Genomic DNA, 18996 nt, shown 5'->3' with positions numbered 1-18996 from the left:
TGGATTGACAAGACTAAAATAGTGCATGAAAAAAACTCTTGTGGGATGGGTGTCTCACCCGTCCGGGGCGGACAAGATGTCCACCCCACAATAAAAATTATTGCAACATTTTAGCCTTGCCACGCCAGTAGGATGCGTTACGCCAGCGTAACGCATCCTATTTAATCGGATAGATCATCAAAGTTTCCTGAAATTTGCCGGAAATTTAGGCTTTCAATTTTTATTTTTACAGATTAAATTCAGATAGAGTGTTGTAGGCGCACCAGGTTTTCACCAAAGTGTAGCGCTGAATAGCACACCCTACAGATTTAAGATTTAGTTTATAAATTAATTCGCAGAACTTAGGACTCAAGATGACTGAAGTCACAGCGCCTCGTTCCGACACCTTCATTCAAGAACGCTTACCGACCATACATTATCAGGTGGCAATGCCTCAACCAGAAACACATCTGTTTGAGGTAACTTTACATCTTGTTAACTATACATCACCAATTTTGGATCTCAAACTCCCAGTATGGACACCTGGCTCCTATTTGGTGCGAGAATACGCTAAAAATTTACAAGATTTTGCTGCTTTTGCTAACGATCAACCTTTACCTTGGTGGAAAAAAAGTAAAAATCATTGGCAAATAGATAAAAGTAATGTTTCTGAATTAACTATTCGTTACCGCATTTTTGCGAATGAGCTATCGGTAAGAACCAATCACTTAGATATCACTCACGGCTATTTTAATGGTGCTGCACTGTTTTTTAGATTACCAGGTTGGGATCAGCAACCAATCCGCGTCACCATTGTACCGCCATACCCAGAATGGCAGGTAACGAGTCCTTTACCTGCGGATGCTGAAGCCAGTAATACTTTTTATGCTGCTGATTTTGACACCTTAGTTGATAGTCCTTTTGAAATTGGTAGCCATCAAGTATATCAATTTATAGCCTTAGGAAAACCTCATGAATTAGCTATCTGGGGACAAGGAAATTTAGAACCAGAGCGAGCCATTGCTGATATCCAAAAAATCATTCAAGTAGAAGCAGATATATTTGGTGGTTTGCCATATCAAAGATATGTGTTTCTATTACATTTATTTCACCAAGCCTATGGAGGTTTAGAGCATAAAAATAGTTGCTCTTTAATCTATCAACGTTTTGGATTTCGCGCTCAAGACAAATATGAGCGGTTTATGCAATTGGTAGCACATGAATTTTTTCACTTGTGGAATGTCAAGCGCATTCGTCCCAAAGCTTTAGAGGTTTTTGATTACGATCAAGAAAACTATACGCCATCACTATGGTTCTGTGAAGGAACTACGAGTCATTATGATTTGCTAATTCCACTGTGGGCAGGAATTTATGATAGTAAATCATATTTAAACCATTTGAGTAAGGAAATTACTCGATTTCTGACTACTCCAGGAAGGAAAATACAACCGCTTTCGGAATCAAGTTTTGATGCTTGGATTAAACTTTATCGTCCAGATGCTAATAGTGGTAATTCACAAATCTCTTATTATTTGAAAGGGGCAATGGTTACCCTTTTATTAGATTTGTTAATTCGTGCTAAACATCGTAATCAACGTTCCCTTGATGATATAATGCGGCAAATGTGGCAACAATTTGGCCAAGCAGAAATTGGCTTTACTCCAGAACAGTTGCAAAGTGTAATTGAATCGGTAGCCGATATAGATTTAGGAGATTTCTTTAAACGGTATCTTGATGGGACAGAAGAGTTACCTTTTAACGAGTATTTAGAACCATTTGGTTTAAAATTAGCGGCAGAGCCAGAAGAAGAACCTTATTTAGGTATCAAGGTAAATAGTGAAAATGGCAAAGAGATAATTAAGTTTGTGGAGGCTGGTTCCCCAGCACAAAAAGCAGGAATCGATCCAGGTGATGAGCTACTAGCGATTAATGGTATTAAAGTAACAGCAAATAATTTAAGCGATCGCCTCAAAGATTTCCAAGCTCAAGATACCATTCAGGTGGCAGTTTTCCACCAAGACCTACTCCGTTCTGTTAATGTCACTTTAGCCGAGCCACGTCCTATCCGCTATCAGGTGATTTCCATACATAATCCCGATTCTGTTCAGCAAGAGAATTTGGCTGGATGGTTAGGGGTTAGGGTATAGGGATTGGGGAACTCGGGGCCCCCTCTGGGGATAAGGGGTAATGGGGACTGGGGACTGGGGATGAGGGAGAAATGTTTTCATAACTAGACTTCTTGCAAAAGTCGGGGAAAGAGGAAAGGGGGAAGGGGGAAGGGTTGTGTATTTTTTCTTTCCCCTTGAACCTTTTCTCTTGTTCCAACTCTTGACTCTTTTCATGGAAACTGGTGGACTCAAATTTTGACAAAGCAAATGGGGAACTCTAAATAAAGATCATTTTTAAAAAGAGTGCTATGAATTTGCAAACTAATGGTTCAGATTTACCACCAGTTTCCCATGATACAACTGCCCCAAAGGTAAGCCGCAAAGGGTGGTTGTCAGCGATAGTTAATGGTTTAAGTATTGGTAATAAAATTAAACTAGGTTATGCTCTGGCGCTGGGTGTGGGAATTTTCGGAACTACGGCTGGGTTAGTTTTGGGCGATCGCTATCAGCAACGAGCCTTGGAAAAACAAGAAAATGCCTTTAGGGAACTGAATATACTTTATCGCCTCCAGACAAGTGTTCTTCAAACTCGCACGCATCAACAACAACTAATCCCATTACTAGGAAATCCGGAATTATACAAAGAAGAATACAGCCATATTACTCATGTACATGGGCCACAGATTAAGCAGGTTTGGTCACAACTACAAACCTACACAAAAACATCGAATTATATAGACAACAATCATACCGAGCATATTCCTCACTTGCTCAAAACCTATGATGGTGTAGCACACACTTATTTACAGGAGCTTGATACACTAGTTCAGCAAATTAATTTATCGCCACTTACTCCAGAGAAAATTGTCATCGCGCAACAACAATTATTAAAATTTACTAATAGTGAATTAGCACTCAAATTGGATGGCATTTCTGATGAACTTGTCACCATTATTAATAATTCTTATGGAGAATTAAAAGCCGCAACTAGTGAATTTAATACAGCAGAAAAAATGCGGCTACACATCATAATTGGTAGTATTCTGTTATCAGTGGCGATCGCAGCGCTGTTAGCAGTGTTAACGAGTCGTACCATTACTCGCCCGGTTCAAGCCCTAACAAATATGGCACAGAGGGTTACCAAAGAATCCAACTTTGATTTGCAAATCCCTGTGACAGCAAACGATGAAATTGGAATATTGAGCGATAGTTTTAACCAAGTTTTACAAAAAGTCAAAAGCTTACTAGAAGAGCAACAAGCCGCAGCCCTCCGTCAGCAGCAACTACAAGAAGCCCAGTTAGTTCAAAGTGAGAAAATGTCTAGCTTAGGACGAATGGTAGCTGGTGTTGCTCACGAAATTAACAATCCAGTAAATTTTATCTATGGTAATTTAGAACCAGCTATTCATCATGTAGATGATTTATTAGAATTGTTGCGAATTTATGCCCAAGAAATTCCTCATCCGCCTCTAGCAGTGCAAGATTATGCTGATGAAATTGATGTGGAATTTGTGGAAGAAGATTTACCTAAAGTTTTGCAGTCAATGAAATTTGGTGCCGATCGCGTCCGTCAAATTGTATTGAGTTTGAAAAACTTTTCCCGTCTAGAAGAAGCACAAGCCCATACTGTAAATTTGCACGAATGTATTGATAGTACGCTACTTATTCTCAATAACCGCATCAAAAAAGGGATTACAGTTGAGCGTAACTATGGCGATATTCCTGAGATTGAAGGTTTTGCTGGTTCACTATATCAGGTATTCATGAATATCCTCAACAATGCGTTAGATGCATTAGACGAAAAAGATAATATTCAAGAACCACGAAAAATTGCGATCGCCACTGAACGCCAAGATAATAACTCTGTAGTTCTTCGCATTACAGATAATGCTTCTGGTATTCCCCTAGAAAATCAAGCAAAAATTTTTGAAACTTTCTTCACCACAAAACCCAGGGGTGTGGGTACGGGAATGGGACTTTCAATTAGTTATCAAATTGTCGTTGAGAAACACAGGGGACAATTAACCTGTCAATCAGAGGTAGGAAGCGGTACAGAATTTATGATTTGTCTTCCCATTCGCTTACAACCTCCTGAAGTATCATCTCTAAAGAGCAGTTCGAGTATATATCCCAGTTGTGAAATATCTCCTGTAAAAATTAGTTTTGGATAGATTACCAGGTTCAAAAAATTATGCGACCGATACATGAATTTCAGGCTCATATTTGCGCGCTTTGACGAATTATTCATGTGTTGCTGAGGGTGTAACTACTCAACTTTATTGATTTTTTCTATAATTATTCTTCTACTCAAATATAGTTTTGGTTGGTTATAACAGAACTGCAGGCTTTGGTAAGCAAGGCTACTGGCATGAATCAATAGCATAGAACAAATACTGAGATTAGATAGTTGCCAACAGCTTAATTAACCAATTCAGCCCTATTTTCTGTCAACAGGAGCATTTAGATGCCAACGGAAACGACATATCTAGAGCTTTCGGATGGTAAGTCACATAAGTTCTATGAAGTCACAATCAATGATGTAATTGTTTACCTACTACTTACACTTCCCTGCAGCAGTAGCACTTCCTGAAGCTGCTAAATCAACACCATCTATAAGGAATTCACAATTCAAAATTCAACTATTATGATGTTCGGATTTTTTCACTATCCCTCCCATGTAAACAGTTTCATTCCTCATGGGCATTGTTATCTCTGGAAAACAGGACTAGTGTGGCTCCACATTATTTCTGACGCGACAATTGCCTTGGCTTATTATTCTATTCCTCTGCTACTGCTTTACCTGATTTCTAAACGCAAAGATGTCCCTTTTAATGGAGTTTTTCTCTTATTTAGTGCTTTTATCCTTGCCTGTGGTACTGGACATTGGATGGAAATTTGGACGCTTTGGCATCCCGATTACTGGATTGCAGGGGTTCTAAAAGCTTTTACTGCCATTATTTCCATATATACAGCATTTACATTAATTCACCTCATCCCTCAAGCTCTCACACTACCGAGTCCGGCTCAGTTAAAAGCTATTAATAAAGACCTTTCACATGAAATTATTGAGCGCATCAAGACGGAACAAGCCTTATTACGCATTAGTAAGGCGGTGGAAAGCGTTAGTGATGCTATTGGAATAGCGGATGTTACAGGTAAGTCAATTTATCAAAATCCTGCCTTTATTAATTTGTTCGGTTATACAGTTGACGCACTGAATGCTGCTGGCGGGCCAGTCGCAGTTTACAACAACCCAGAGCAAGCACAAAGTGTCTTCACTGCTATTGGTAACGGTCAGTCTTGGCGCGGTGAAATTACTATGCAACAAGCTAGTGGTAAAACAATGCAAATCGATTTACGGGCAGATGCTATCAAAGACCGGACTGGTAAGATTATTGCTTTAGTTGGTGTTCATACAGATATTACTGAGCGTAAGCAAGCAGAAGCGCAACTACAAACTGCTCAACAATTTATGTGTTCTGTAATTCAAGCAATGCCTATAGCAGTCTTTGTTAAAGATGCTAGTGATCTGCGTTTTGTTTTATGCAATCGCGCCGCCCAAGAGTTGGTTGGTGCCAGCGCTGATGAAATATTAGGCAAGACTGATTATGATTTATTTCCTCAAGCAGAAGCTGATTTTTTTACCCAGCGAGATCAAGAAGCACTAACTAGCAAAAAAGTTATAGAAATTCCGGAAGAGATAGTTCACCCAAAAAGTGGCAATGGTAAAACCCGCATTTTGCATATTAGAAAAACTCCCATTATCGATTCTCAAGGTCAGCCCAAATATTTGCTAGTAATTCGAGAAGATATTACAGAGCAGAAACAAATTCAGGCTGCACTCACAGCCAGCGAAGCCAAGTTTCGTAGCTTGGTAGAAAATGCTAACGATGCAATTTATGCCATGACACTTGATGGCATATTTAGTTATCTTTCTCCTAACTTCACGCGTATGTTTGGATATGAAATATCAGAATTTCTGGGGCAATCTTTCATGCCGATGATTCATCCAGACGATGTGCCAAATTTTATGGAGTTTCTGCACAAAGTTGCCCAAACAAGCCAAAAACAAGCTGGACTTGAGGTAAGAGTTAAACGTAAAGATGGCACTTACGGCTGGATTACATCCAATACTTCCCCCGTAATTGATACTAATGAAGGGGTTGTCAGTTTTCAAGGTATCATTCGCGATATTACGGCTCGAAAACAAGCAGAAGCGCTACTCCAGCAGCAAGCAATAGAACTAGCGCAGACTCTCAAACAATTGCAAACTACTCAATCCCAACTCATCCAGAGTGAGAAAATGTCTTCTCTAGGTCAATTAGTAGCTGGAGTTGCCCACGAAATCAATAATCCAGTCAATTTTATTTATGGCAATCTAGCTCACGCTAACAGCTATACTCACCAACTGCTCAATCTAATTCAGCTTTACCAAAGCAACTACCCAAATCCTGTAGAAGAAATTCAACAAGAAATTGAAGCTCTTGACCTTGATTTTTTAATAGATGACTTACCAAAAATGTTTTCTTCTATGGAAGCAGGTGCCGGGCGTATCCGTCAAATTGTGGATTCTCTGCGGACTTTCTCGCGACTAGACGAAGCTGAATTGAAAGCAGTAGATATTCACAAAGGTATCGAAAGTACCTTGATGATTTTAGATCATCGCTTGAAACTAAAGCCCAACCAGCCACAAATTCAAGTAATTAAAGATTATGGCAATTTACCTTTAGTTGAGTGTTATGCTGGGCCGCTGAATCAAGTATTTTTAAATATTTTGGCAAATGCTTTAGATGCATTAGAAGATTCATTAATCCAAGGAAAACTTACACATAACCAGCCACAAATTAGCATTTGTACTCAACAGCTACCCAGCAAACAAATAGTTATCCGCATTATCGATAATGGCCCTGGTATTCCCGAGCAAGTTAGGCAAAAGTTATTTGACCCGTTTTTTACTACCAAAGCTGTAGGTAAAGGTACTGGTTTAGGTTTGTCTATTAGCTATCAAATTATTACTGAGCAACATGGTGGTTCGTTACAGTGTATTTCCTCACCCAACGAGGGAGCAGAATTTATCATTGAAATTCCAGTTGCACAGATGAATAAGTAATAAGTAGGGCGGTGCATTTAAAGATAATTAGTTAGGGCTGTCATTTGTCTTTCTCTGGATAAAAATATTACCTGCTATTCTCTTTGCTGAATTGAAAACCCATCTCTAGAGCGTTAAGCTATTAAAGCTCAATGCCTAACATGGTTATTAGTGTTTTTCTCATCATCAGGTGTTATGAATAATCCCCTTTTAGACTACAATCCCAGTGGCGTAGGTGAAATTAATGGTAACCTCTTAGGTTTACCCTTCGATTACGAATCGGCAAACCTGATTGTGTTTGCTGTACCTTGGGAAGTTACAGTTTCTTATGGCGCAGGAACCGCCAACGGCCCGCAGCAGATTTTGGATGCATCCATTCAATTAGATTTATTTGATTTTGATAACTCTGATGGTTGGAAACAAGGAATTTTCATGATGGAAATTCCCCAGGATATTTTAGAAAAAAATGAATATTATCGAGGTTTAGCTGCAAAAATTATCGAACGCCTCGCCCAAGGGAAAGCACTGACAGATGCGCCAGATTTAACACCTGTGCTTACGGAAATTAATCAGGCTTCGCAACAAGTAAATCAATGGTTGTTTGAGAATTGCCAAAAAGCAATTAATGATGGTAAGCGAGTCGCGGTGATTGGGGGCGATCACAGTTCGCCTTTAGGATATTTTCAAGCTTTAGCAGCTAAGTACCCTGATTATGGCATTTTACACTTAGATGCCCACGCAGATTTACGGGATGCATACGAGGGCTTTGAGTTTTCTCATGCGTCGATTATGTTTAACGCCATGAAAATACCGCAGATTAGCAAGTTAGTCCAGGTGGGTTTGCGGGATATTTGCCACGATGAAGTGCAAATAATTGACGAATCGGGCGATCGCATCATCGCTTATTACGACCCAGCTATCAAACAAAAACTCTATTCGGGAACAACTTGGATTAATTTGTGTCAAGAAATTGTCAGCCATTTACCGGAATGCGTTCACGTCAGCTTTGATGTTGATGGTTTAGATCCTAAACTCTGCCCAAGTACAGGGACTCCGGTTCCTGGTGGCTTGGAGTTAGAACAAGCGTTTTGCCTGTTCCGCGAATTAGTAAAGAGTGGCAGAAAAATTATTGGCTTTGATGTCTGCGAAGTCGGTGATGCTGAGTGGGATGGTAATGTCGGGGCGCGAATCGTTTACAAACTAGCGAATTTCATGGATTTATCGTGGCGATAAATCGGGCAATCGTGGGCTGAAAATCCCCGATTGCTTATCATGTGTACTGCTAAAAAACAACTGCCTTTAGACAGATGCATAAATATTCGTTGGTCTGTCAGATTAAAAACGTGAACTCAAATTACACTCACTGGAGATGAGTTTTTCGGTTCTACTCACCCAATTTGCCAAGTTCGCGGCAATGAAAGTGAAAGTCAATTGCAGATATCGAGGAAGAATTGTCTTCCCATATCTCAAATAAAGTCCAAGTGACAGGGGCTTTTGACTTCTGAACCCTATACAGCTATGAAAATCGCACAAATCGCACCCCTGTGGGAACAAGTTCCGCCTGTAACCTACGGTGGAACAGAGCTTGTAGTGAGCCGTTTGACCGATGAACTGGTACGCAGAGGTCATGAAGTGACACTATTTGCATCCGGTGATTCTCAAACTCTAGCTCGTTTAGAAGCTGGAAGTCCGCGTGCTTTGCGTTTGGATACTAGCATTAAAGAACCCATCATGTATGAACTCATGCATGTTGGGGAAGTGTTCCAACGCGCTGATGAGTTCGATATTATTCACTCCCATGTTGGCGTTTGGTCGTTACCTTTAGCGAGTGTTGTCTCCACCCCAACAGTGCATACCTTGCATGGTATTTTTACCAACGACAATACTAAAGTATTTCGACAATACAAAACGCAACCATTCATCAGCATTAGTGATGCTCAACGGTTGTTAAATCTTAATTATGCTGCCACTGTTTATAACGGTATCAGCGTCGAAAAATTCCCATTTTTTGCTGAACCCCAAGATCCACCATATTTAGCCTTCCTGGGACGCTTCTCACCGGAGAAAGGGCCACAACATGCGATCGCCATTGCCAAAAAGACAGGTTGGCGCTTGAAAATGGCTGGTAAGGTCGATGTAGTCGATAAAAAGTTTTTTGAAGAAGAAGTTGCTCCCCATATAGATGGTAAGCAAATAGAATTTTTAGGCGAAGTTAATCACGGACAAAAAGCTGAACTGTTGGGTAATGCAGCAATTACTCTGTTCCCTATCACCTGGTGCGAACCCTTTGGGTTGGTGATGGCTGAATCTATGGCGACTGGTACACCAGTGATCGCCATGAATATGGGTTCTGTGTCAGAAGTAATTGCTAATGGCGTGACTGGTTATGTTTGCCAAAGTTACGACGAAATGGCAGATATGATTCCTAAAGCGTTGAAACTCAGTCGCCAAAAATGCCGCGAACATGTCGAGACTAAATTTAGCGTCACCCAAATGGTTGATGGCTATGAAGCAGTCTACGAAAAAATCGTTGGCGATCGCAACTTCAGACATTGGTTCAATGCTGCGATCAGAAACTCTTTAGAATCTCTCACATCTTTAAAACGCTAGTCAGAAATTTCTGTCAGCAAATCTTCCTTAGCCTTCAAAAGCCTTCAAACTTGTACAAACTAAACAGTAAATAATCAATCTATATCTGCTCCCCTAATACGGGAGCTTTTATTTTTTCCGGAATAATCAACTACGTTATCTGTTAACAGTCAACAGTCAACAGTCAACAGTCAACAGTCAACAGTCAACAGTCAACAGTCAACAGTCAACAGTCAACAGTCAACAGTCAACAGTCAACAGTCAACAGTCAACAGTCAGCAGTCACCACACCCTCACAAGAGTATGGTTAAGCTAGATAAAGTCATATTAAGTATTAATAATGTCTAGTATTAAACAGCACGTAGGCACTTTCGCCAAAAAATTTGTTCCTTCTCATAGATTTCTGCGAACACAAGAATCTACGATTGACAGCATCCACGTTATTCAAACAGCGCTAGATGTGCAATCGATTAAAGTCCTGAACTGGAATATTGCCAAGAAAAATTATGACAAAACTTGGTTACAGGATTTTTTCAATATTCTTGAGGAATATCAACCAGACCTAATTTTCTTACAAGAATTCCGCCTAGATGTAGATGCAGAGAAAGTCGCAGAATTGATAAATATGAGTTGGAATTTTGCGCCTAACTTTATTGATGCTCATCATCAAACTTATGCGGGAATTTTCACGGCAGCTAAAATTAGTCCCTTAAAAAAGAGAGCTATCATCACAAAACATTATGAACCAATTATTAAGACTCCTAAAGTTTCTCTAATGACTGAATATCCTCTATCTCATCACCAAGATAGCCTTTTAACTATCAATAGCCATTTAATAAATTTTGTAAATATTAGTAAGTTTAAAACTCAACTACATGAATTAGAAACTGCCCTATCTACCCATCAAGGGCCAATAATCTTTGCCGGAGATTTTAACACTTGGAGTCGAAAACGAGCATTACTTTTATATAAAGTAGCTACTAGCTTGGGATTAATGCCAGTAGCTTTTGCGCCTCACCAAAGTAAAAAAATTAAACGCTTCTTGTTATCACCACCTTTAGACTATATATTTTACCGAGGACTCAATGAACAACAAGCCAGCGCCAAAGTACTAGAAAATATTAATTCATCAGATCACAAGCCATTATTGGCAGAATTTAGTTATATCAATAATTAAAATAATTAATATAAATTGGGAATGCTTATAGATACTGGTGCTATAACTTTTTTTAGTGCAGCTACAGTTGTGGTTCATGCTTTAGGAATCGCCCATGCAGCTCATGCCGTGATGAATGTTCGTTCTTCTCAAGGTGCGATCGCTTGGGGAATTTCTTTAGTTACCTTTCCTTGGCTAGCTATTCCCTTGTATTGGATTTTAGGTAGAACTAAATTTCATGGATATGGAGAAGCCTTGCGCTTAGTTTATGCACAGCACCATAAGCTAGCTCGTCAAACATACAATGATATTGCCAAATTTAAAGTCCCGCTATCAGACAAAATAGCGACTTTGCAGCCATTAGCCGAGACATTTACAGGGATTCCTTTTACATCAGGTAACGCAGCCGAATTGCTGATTGATGGTAAGAGAACTTATGAAGCTATGTTGAGTGCGATCGCCTTCGCCACCAATTATATTTTGCTGCAATCTTACATCGTTAATGATGACCAAGCCGGTCATAAGTTTAAAGAAGCATTAATTGCGAAAGCCCAGCAAGGAGTTAATATTTACTTTCTCTACGATGAAATAGGTTCTAACAAATTATCTCGTTCTTATCTTCAATCTCTCCGCAAATCTGGTATTCAAGTTAGTGCTTTTCACACCACCAAAGGTAAAGGTAATCGCTTCCAACTCAACTTTCGTAACCACCGTAAAATTTTAGTAGTAGATGGAGAAATAGCTTTTGTTGGTGGTTTAAATATTGGCGACGAATATTTAGGAAAAAATCCCCGCCTTAGCCCTTGGCGAGATACTCACATGAAACTTCAAGGGCCAACTGTCCAAAGCTTACAAGCATCTTTTCTGCAAGATTGGTATTGGGCGACTCGCCAATTACTTGATGTCAGTTGGCAGATTAAACCGAATCGCGAACTCAATCAAAGTGCATTTGTACTTCCCACAGGCCCCGCAGATCGTTTAAAAGCCTGTAATCTTTTCTTTGTCAATGCCATCAATGAAGCTCAAACTCGCCTATGGATTGCGACTCCTTATTTTGTCCCAGATGACGCTACTTTAACAGCATTGAAACTCGCTGCTATGCGCGGTGTAGATGTGCGAATCCTCTTACCAAATCGCCCCGATCATTTATTCGTTTATCTCTGTTCTTTTTCCTACTATAGCGAAATGGAAGCATTTGGAATCAAACTTTATCGCTACAAACATGGATTCATGCATCAAAAAATTATCCTTATTGATGATGATATGGCAGGGGTAGGAACGGTGAACTTAGATAATCGTTCATTCTTCCTCAACTTTGAAGTTATGGGTTTTGTGGCTGCACCCCAATTTGTAGCCAGTGTAGAGAAAATGTTAAAGGATGATTTAGCAGTTTCTGTTGCTGTTGATTTCTCAGAATATAAAAGAAAGCCTCTGTGGTTTAAGTTAGCTGTGCGAATATCTCGGTTACTGATGCCGTTGCTATGAAAGACAGAGCAAAACAGAATTAAAATAGTACAATTAAACTATATAAGGAAAGAAAATTTTTTATAGCCTTTTGTCTGAGAGAGTATCAAAGCTAGCTAATGATTTACCAGGTTGAAGGAGGTGCTTACAGTGCTGTCATGTTTTCAAGTAGCAGATTATTTTATCTGGTTAGCAAATGAAACAGGCGCTTTCATTAGTAATCTGAAGCTGCAAAAGCTTGTTTACTATGCTCAAGCTTGGCATCTTGCACTCCATGAAACTCCTCTATTCCCAGAAGATTTTCAAGCATGGGTACATGGCCCTGTGATTCCTTCTTTGTACCAAAAGTATAAGAATTAGGACTAACGCATTGACAAAAAATATTATTGATGTGTACTAGGCAGCACAAGTATTGGTGAGATTGTCCACAATATAATCACGCACAACTAAAGTAAACAAGTTTCTTTGTAATTCATACCAATTAGAAATGATGTTTTCAGACCGCATTAGCTCTAAACGAACAAATGCTTGAAGTGAGCAAAATATGTGTGTTTTAATTGCATGGCTATCTCTAACCCTTACGGGTTCGCCAGTTGCTTCAAGTCGGGAGACCCGCCCAACGCACTGGCTCACCATAAATCGACAAATTCCACATACTTGTTTTATTGCTCTGTGAAAACTTTCTATTCCCCAATGAGTATCATGAATTGTCACAAATTCACTGCGAGTTATTTGCTGAAGAGCTTCAGCATCTGGTAGATACAATATATAATGTCTAGAGTCTTCTTTTTTGAAGACTTTCCTAAACAATTTGATAAATCCAAATTCTCTCAGATGAGTTACCAACCCTTCATCAGGAATCTCTAAACCACTTACTTGGCAATACTTTCCTGGTTCATTAGAGACAGTTCTATTTTTCTCAACCCCAAATAGAAAACCCAATTTCTGGTTTCTTAAAAATTTTAAGTTTTCTACTCCTGAGTACCAACTATCTCCTGTTACTAGCCTTGGTTTTACACCCCAATCAATTACTTCAATTAGCATCTCTTGGAAATAATCGTTCTTCGTTTTCCCCTCCTTTTTTATCGTATATTCTGTAATTTATTGGTACTGAGCTTCCATGTATGTCGCTGTAATACAGCGTAATTAAATTTATCCCTTTGATACTTTTATGATATTTACCTGACCAAAAATAACCGATTAATTCTGCATATTTTGGATTACTGTACAGTTTTTCTATGACTGTGTCGTCTACACTTAAAATCCCTCCTGTCAAGTTAATAATAGTCTTTACCGTACTGAACAAATCATAGGGAGCGTATCTCTCCCTCAACAAAAAACGGTTCACACTATCATGTGAAACATTCCCCAATATTTCTGCTAACCTACTGCATCCTCCATGCTTCGGTTCCGATAACAAAAATAGAGTGTAATGTTCCAGATTGCATTGTGCTGTTGAGAGTTTACTGATTTCTCTGATTGTCCGATACCTATTTGTAGACAACACTTTTTTCTTAACGCATTATTTTATCATTCTGTCAATGCGTTAGTCCTAATAAATTAAAATTACATTAGCTGTAAACATTAATAAAAATCAATCCAAAATCTGTCTTCTCCCAAAGGGAGAGGCTACGCCAAGGAAAGTTTGCTCAACGGGGGGAACCCCCGCACGCAACTTTCCGCAAAATCCCAAATTAATTAACCCCCATTTCTCTCTACAGCTATGCGAGAGGATGGAGGTTAATTGATGTATTCAATAATGTCAAAATGCGACTTTAATAAAATATTAACTGTTTGTTTGAAAATAACAAACACAATAGCTTAAAATCTGAAAATTCCGACTTGCAAATGTCCTGAACACTTAATTAATAAATGACAGGTTAAATCAAAATAAAATTGAAAATCTAGAAACAGCGTACAAATTTGGTGTTGAGATTCATTTTTTACTTTTCATAATTCAGCCTTTTTGTACTAGTGCGTACATTTGAATTTTGAATTTTAAAGTTGAATCTTGCACTTCATCAGCCTGTTTGAACTTCCAGATTGCCGTTACGGATAGCCCATGCTAGGTCTAACAGTTGAGTCCAACGCTTTTGCAGTTGTTTGGGGGTACATTTAAGTGTTTTAGCGATCGCTTGGTCGCTATGTCTGGCTGTTTTTAACTGCAAAATTTGCTGTTGCTGTTCAGTCAGTAGACCTAAAAAGGTTTGCCACTGTTGAGCAGATAAGCCCAATCTATGCTCTAAACCAGCACCTAACCATTGATGTACCAATTGCCAATGATGTTGCTTGGCGAATTTTTCTACATGATATTTAAAGCGTTGTTGTAGATAATCGCGCTGACGGCTGGTGAGACCAAGAATTTGGTCAATTTCCGGTGCAGATAGGTCTTGTAATTTCAAGGTGAGGTAATCTACACAGTCAGATTGACCTTGAGATTCAAGATAATTAATTAACTCAGTAATAACGCGATCGCGTTCTGATTCTTCTGAGGGATCGAAGTTGGTTTGGGCGATCATCTGGGATCTCAGCTGTTGTACCGCCGAGTTACGCTGGTAGGCTTCGCCTTCTTCACTCTTAGCAGACTCTACCGCCATTTCAATATCTACGGTAGTTTCTTGGGGCTGGCGACGCGCAAAACCTTGGGCGCGTAAGATAATTAACTGCTGACTAGCGCTACCAGGTAAATTGATGCGGCGCTTGGCATACTGTTCTGTAAATGCCATGTATTCCGCTAATTGTAACTGAGTGCGTGGGGTGTAATCTTCAGCTAGTTCATTTTCCCGACGGAAAGCTTTGATAGCTTCGATATAAAAGGCTTGCAGAAAATCTTCAATCAGGTTGTAACGACCCTGAAATCCCATATCTGAGCCGGAAATAGTCACGTGACGGTAAACCATAGCACCGAGACTGCTATGTAATTCTACCCGACCTCTGCGCGATCCCAGTTGGTAGTAACGCAGACATTTTTGCAAACGATGTCTCGCTAAAGTTAGCTGCCAAGCTTGGATTTCTCCCGAGGTTTGGATGCGGGCGCTTTTATCACAAATGCGTTCCACTTCCTTTGCTATGCGTTTTGCTACCGCTTGCACACACCCAGGTGCAGCTTTTACTTGGGCTTGAATTTCTTCAACTAGCAGTTGCATCAAAGTATTAATATTACTGGCTATTACTTCGTCAGTTGCAGCTTGGAAGTCAAAAGCGGATGTAGAAGTTGGTAGATTAGCAAGGTTAGCTTTCATAACTTTTTCCAGGAAATGGTATTGCACCTTATAACAATGTCGTTTCAGCACCTGAGTTGTTTCTTGATTGGTGAACATTTTTGTATTCATCATCAAGACTCCCTGTGAGCACCGCTCACATATATGACTGTAGGCAATCTGAAAAGGTTACAGGGAAGGTATTGTGTCGGTTTTTTCAAAAGCAACCTCATGACTAGTAGCACAGGGGATTTATCATGATCTAAAATCAGCCAAAACTCTTGCTGCGCCGAACTTTGCCGTCAGCTGCTTCTAGCCGTTCTTCACCCTGTATTTAGGACAATTGTTAAACTGGAGCTTTTTTAATTAGATTTTCCGAAATCGACGAATTAGGTTGTGAATTATACTCTCTAAACCCATGCTGCTGCTGCTTCCCAACCTAAACCTTGTCGTGTAATCATTGGCTGATCTCCAGTTAGATCTAATATTGTTGACACTTCATATGTGGGTTCTTCGCCAGTGTCAACAATAATATCTACCAAGCTATCCAAACGGTCAAACAGTTCTACCTGAGACATATTAGAGTTGGCGCTAGCTTCAAATATCTCATCATCTTCCTCATCCTCATCTGGCGGCAAATGAGCGGAAGTAGAAATAATGGGATTGCCCAGTGCTGTCAGTAATGCTAAACATACAGTATGGTCTGGTACTCGTATGCCAGTAGTTTTGCGCTTGGGATTTTGCGCTAGACGTGGTACTAACTTTGTTGCAGGTAACAAAAATGTGTAGGGCCCTGGAATCAGGCGCTTCATAATTCGATAGCCTGTATCACTTACGAATGCATAAGTTGCCACATTTGACAGCGAAGGACATAAAAATGTCAGTGGTTTATCATTCGCTAGCTGCTTAATTTGCCGTACTCGTTCCACCGCCGATTTAGCATTTAAATCACAACCAATTGCATAGACTGTATCAGTAGGGTAGAGCATTACTGCGCCGCTAGAGAGTGCCGATTTTATTTCCTCTATTCGGCGGATTTGAGGATTATCAGGATGGACTGTGAAAATTTTTGCCATAAAAAGTTTAGGAAGGAAAATTGAGGGTTGTACATTGCCAGGAAAATATAAAATTGAATACTAGGATAGGCAGTAAAGATAACTATATTTAAAACTGCGAAAACATCCTCAAAAGTTATTCAGTTGTCAGTTGTGAGTTATCAGCTTTTGCAATTTGTACTGTTAACTGATTACTATGTACTGATGAGTAATTTTATATATGACCACACTTGTTTATCTTCAATGTCCATCGGGAATTTCCGGTGATATGTGTTTGGGGGCCTTGGTAAGTCTGGGTGTTCCCTTGGAGTATTTAAGTGAAAAACTCAACAAATTGGGAATTGCCAAGGAGTACGAATTAACAGCTCAATTAGTTCAGCATCATGATCATGGTCAGCAAGCAACTAAAGTCAATGTGGATTTAGTACATAATCACGCACACCATGATCACGAACATAGTCATCATCATGGACGAAATCTGCCAGAAATAGAACGCATGATTTTGCAAGCCGAATTGCCACAAAGAGCAGAAGCTTGGAGTTTAGCTGTATTTCGCCAACTAGCAGTTGCAGAAGGGGCTGTACACGGCATCGCCCCAGAGAAAGTTCATTTTCATGAGGTGGGTGCCGTGGATGCAATTGTGGACATTGTTGGCACTTGCTTGGGGTTAGATTGGTTAGGCGTTGGGAGCGATCGCGCAGGATGGCCTTTACTTTACTGTTCAGCGTTTCCCACAGGCGGAGGCACAGTGCGTGCAGCGCATGGACAAATGGCAGTACCAGTACCCGCTGTCTTGAAATTGTGGGAAATGCGGGGTTGTCCAGTTTATAGCAACGGAATTGAGCGAGAATTAGTAACACCTACGGGAGCTGCGATCGCCACTACTTTGGCAAGAGAATTCGGTTCACCACCACCAATCACCATCAAGCAGGTAGGATTGGGAGCAGGTTCGATAAATTTGCCCATCCCCAATATACTACGCATGTGGCTGGGTGAAAGCAGCAGTTTACAGGGAGATATCAGCAGTTATGACGATACTAGCCCTACTCTCGAAAGCATTTCGGTACTAGAAACTCAAATTGATGACTTAAATCCCCAAGCAATTGGCTATGTATTTGAAGCATTATTTGCCGCAGGTGCAGTGGATGTCTTCACTCAATCTATAGGGATGAAAAAATCTCGTCCCGGAATATTGCTCACTGTCATTTGTCATCCAGAAAATTTACTCAACTGTGAAGCAATTTTATTTCGGGAAACTACTACTTTAGGAGTTCGCCGCACAACTCAGCAACGGGCAATTTTACAAAGAGAAATTCAACAAGTAGAAACTGAATATGGCACAGTTCGCGTTAAGGTAGCTTGGCAATCTAAAGGTGTTCTAGCTAATGTCCAGCCAGAATACGAAGATTGTGCAGAATTAGCACGCAAACATCATATTCCTTGGCGCGAAATTCAACGGCTAGCGCTGCAAAGTTGGTATTTAAAAACAACCAGCTAAGTTGTTCAAGCAAAGGGGAAAGGGGGCAAAGGGTAAGGGTTAAGGGAAAAACCTTTAACCTTTTGCCTAAATTTAAGCAGTATTCTTGGATCTACTTATAGCGTTCCTATTTCAGTTGTGAAAAATATCGGTTTTGGCTGTTGACGGTTGACTGCTGACTGTCAACAGTTAACTGTTAACAACCCTTCAGAGCAGATTTCACAAATCATTTAGGATTGCTATATTGATTGCAAACATAAAAAATAGGGCAAGCATTTCGCCCACCCTGAATTTCTTTTAACCGATGAGTGATTTTGATGAACTTATCTCAATGTTTTATTTACAGCATCACCTGCATTTCTACCTAAGTCTTCAGCAGCATTTTGAGTGTTTTCTTTGATGTTTTCAAGACCGCGCTTGGTTCCTTTAGCAACACCTTCACCTACTTCTGCGGCAGAACTACCGATATCTTCACCCAAGTTTTTCACTCTTTGACCAAAGGGTGTGCCTTGCCGATAGTTTTCTACATATTGTCCTGTGCTATCAATGCTTTTTTCATCTATGTTTCTTTGAGAATTATCCCGCAAAGCTTTAGCTCTTGCTTCTGCTGCTTTTTCATCTCCACGGGCGCGGGGATCTATATCACTAAAGTTATTCATGCCACCTTGAGGAGAGGCGAGATCATAACTCTTTGTGGGATCATAGCGTTCAGCATTGGGTGGTTGAGAACCAGGTTGTGAAGGTTGTCCAGCTATTGTAGGACGGTTACAAGCTTGTGTGACTAATAGAAGGATTCCTGCTAAGAAAACTCCTACAATTTTCACCGGACGAAAGTTTTGTAGCCAAGCTGTGAATTTTTTCATGATGTTACTCCTTGCA

Annotated in this window: 12 protein-coding genes and 1 pseudogene; 9 read left to right on the top strand and 4 right to left on the bottom strand. The window is 40.0% G+C overall.

The window, feature by feature from the left end:
• Nucleotides 1–353 precede the first annotated feature (353 nt).
• The 8 genes from HG267_RS10740 to HG267_RS10705 all read left to right on the top strand — a co-directional run bounded on the left by HG267_RS10740 (nt 354) and on the right by HG267_RS10705 (nt 12745).
• Nucleotides 354–2126 (top strand): M61 family metallopeptidase, encoded by a 1773-nt coding sequence (locus HG267_RS10740; protein ID WP_045869577.1) that lies wholly within the window; start codon nt 354–356, stop codon nt 2124–2126.
• Between the two features lie 269 nt (nt 2127–2395).
• Nucleotides 2396–4258: an ATP-binding protein gene (locus HG267_RS10735; protein WP_081583967.1), complete on the top strand. Its 1863-nt coding sequence runs from the start codon at nt 2396–2398 to the stop codon at nt 4256–4258.
• A gap of 557 nt (nt 4259–4815) precedes the next feature.
• Entirely contained in the window at nt 4816–7197 is a 2382-nt protein-coding gene (locus HG267_RS10730; RefSeq protein WP_052335140.1) for a PAS domain S-box protein, read from the top strand.
• Between the two features lie 174 nt (nt 7198–7371).
• Nucleotides 7372–8409 (top strand): agmatinase SpeB, encoded by a 1038-nt coding sequence (speB, locus tag HG267_RS10725; RefSeq protein WP_045869576.1) that lies wholly within the window; start codon nt 7372–7374, stop codon nt 8407–8409.
• A gap of 285 nt (nt 8410–8694) precedes the next feature.
• On the top strand, nt 8695–9786 hold the full coding sequence (locus HG267_RS10720; RefSeq protein WP_045869575.1) for a glycosyltransferase family 4 protein: 1092 nt from the start codon (nt 8695–8697) through the stop codon (nt 9784–9786).
• A gap of 319 nt (nt 9787–10105) precedes the next feature.
• A complete protein-coding gene (locus tag HG267_RS10715) occupies nt 10106–10942 on the top strand; it encodes an endonuclease/exonuclease/phosphatase family protein (RefSeq protein WP_052335139.1) in 837 nt (278 codons plus the stop codon).
• 21 nt (nt 10943–10963) lie between these two features.
• Nucleotides 10964–12406, top strand: a complete 1443-nt coding sequence (gene cls, locus HG267_RS10710; RefSeq protein WP_045869574.1) for a cardiolipin synthase — start codon at nt 10964–10966, stop codon at nt 12404–12406.
• A 129-nt stretch (nt 12407–12535) separates the two neighbouring features.
• A complete protein-coding gene (locus HG267_RS10705; RefSeq protein WP_235623030.1) occupies nt 12536–12745 on the top strand; it encodes a Panacea domain-containing protein in 210 nt (69 codons plus the stop codon).
• Between the two features lie 36 nt (nt 12746–12781).
• Here HG267_RS10705 and HG267_RS10700 read toward each other — a convergent pair.
• From HG267_RS10700 to HG267_RS10690, 3 genes and pseudogenes are all read right to left on the bottom strand, one after another.
• Nucleotides 12782–13805 (bottom strand): annotated as a pseudogene (locus tag HG267_RS10700) (transposase).
• 601 nt (nt 13806–14406) lie between these two features.
• Nucleotides 14407–15627 carry a HetZ-related protein gene (locus HG267_RS10695; protein WP_045869711.1) on the bottom strand — a complete coding sequence of 407 codons (1221 nt, stop codon included), beginning with the start codon at nt 15625–15627 and terminating at the stop codon, nt 14407–14409.
• A 368-nt stretch (nt 15628–15995) separates the two neighbouring features.
• Nucleotides 15996–16661 (bottom strand): L-threonylcarbamoyladenylate synthase, encoded by a 666-nt coding sequence (locus HG267_RS10690; RefSeq protein ID WP_045869573.1) that lies wholly within the window; start codon nt 16659–16661, stop codon nt 15996–15998.
• A 199-nt stretch (nt 16662–16860) separates the two neighbouring features.
• On the opposite strand from HG267_RS10690, the gene larC reads away from it, so the two are divergent.
• A complete protein-coding gene (gene larC, locus HG267_RS10685; RefSeq protein WP_045869572.1) occupies nt 16861–18138 on the top strand; it encodes a nickel pincer cofactor biosynthesis protein LarC in 1278 nt (425 codons plus the stop codon).
• A 302-nt stretch (nt 18139–18440) separates the two neighbouring features.
• On the opposite strand, the gene HG267_RS10680 is transcribed toward larC, so the two are convergent.
• Nucleotides 18441–18980 (bottom strand): hypothetical protein, encoded by a 540-nt coding sequence (locus HG267_RS10680; RefSeq protein ID WP_045869571.1) that lies wholly within the window; start codon nt 18978–18980, stop codon nt 18441–18443.
• Nucleotides 18981–18996: the final 16 nt, after the last annotated feature.

The organism is Tolypothrix sp. PCC 7601, assembly GCF_025677855.1.
GTDB lineage: Bacteria > Cyanobacteriota > Cyanobacteriia > Cyanobacteriales > Nostocaceae > Aulosira > Aulosira diplosiphon.
This window is presented reverse-complemented; position numbering and strand designations above follow the sequence as displayed.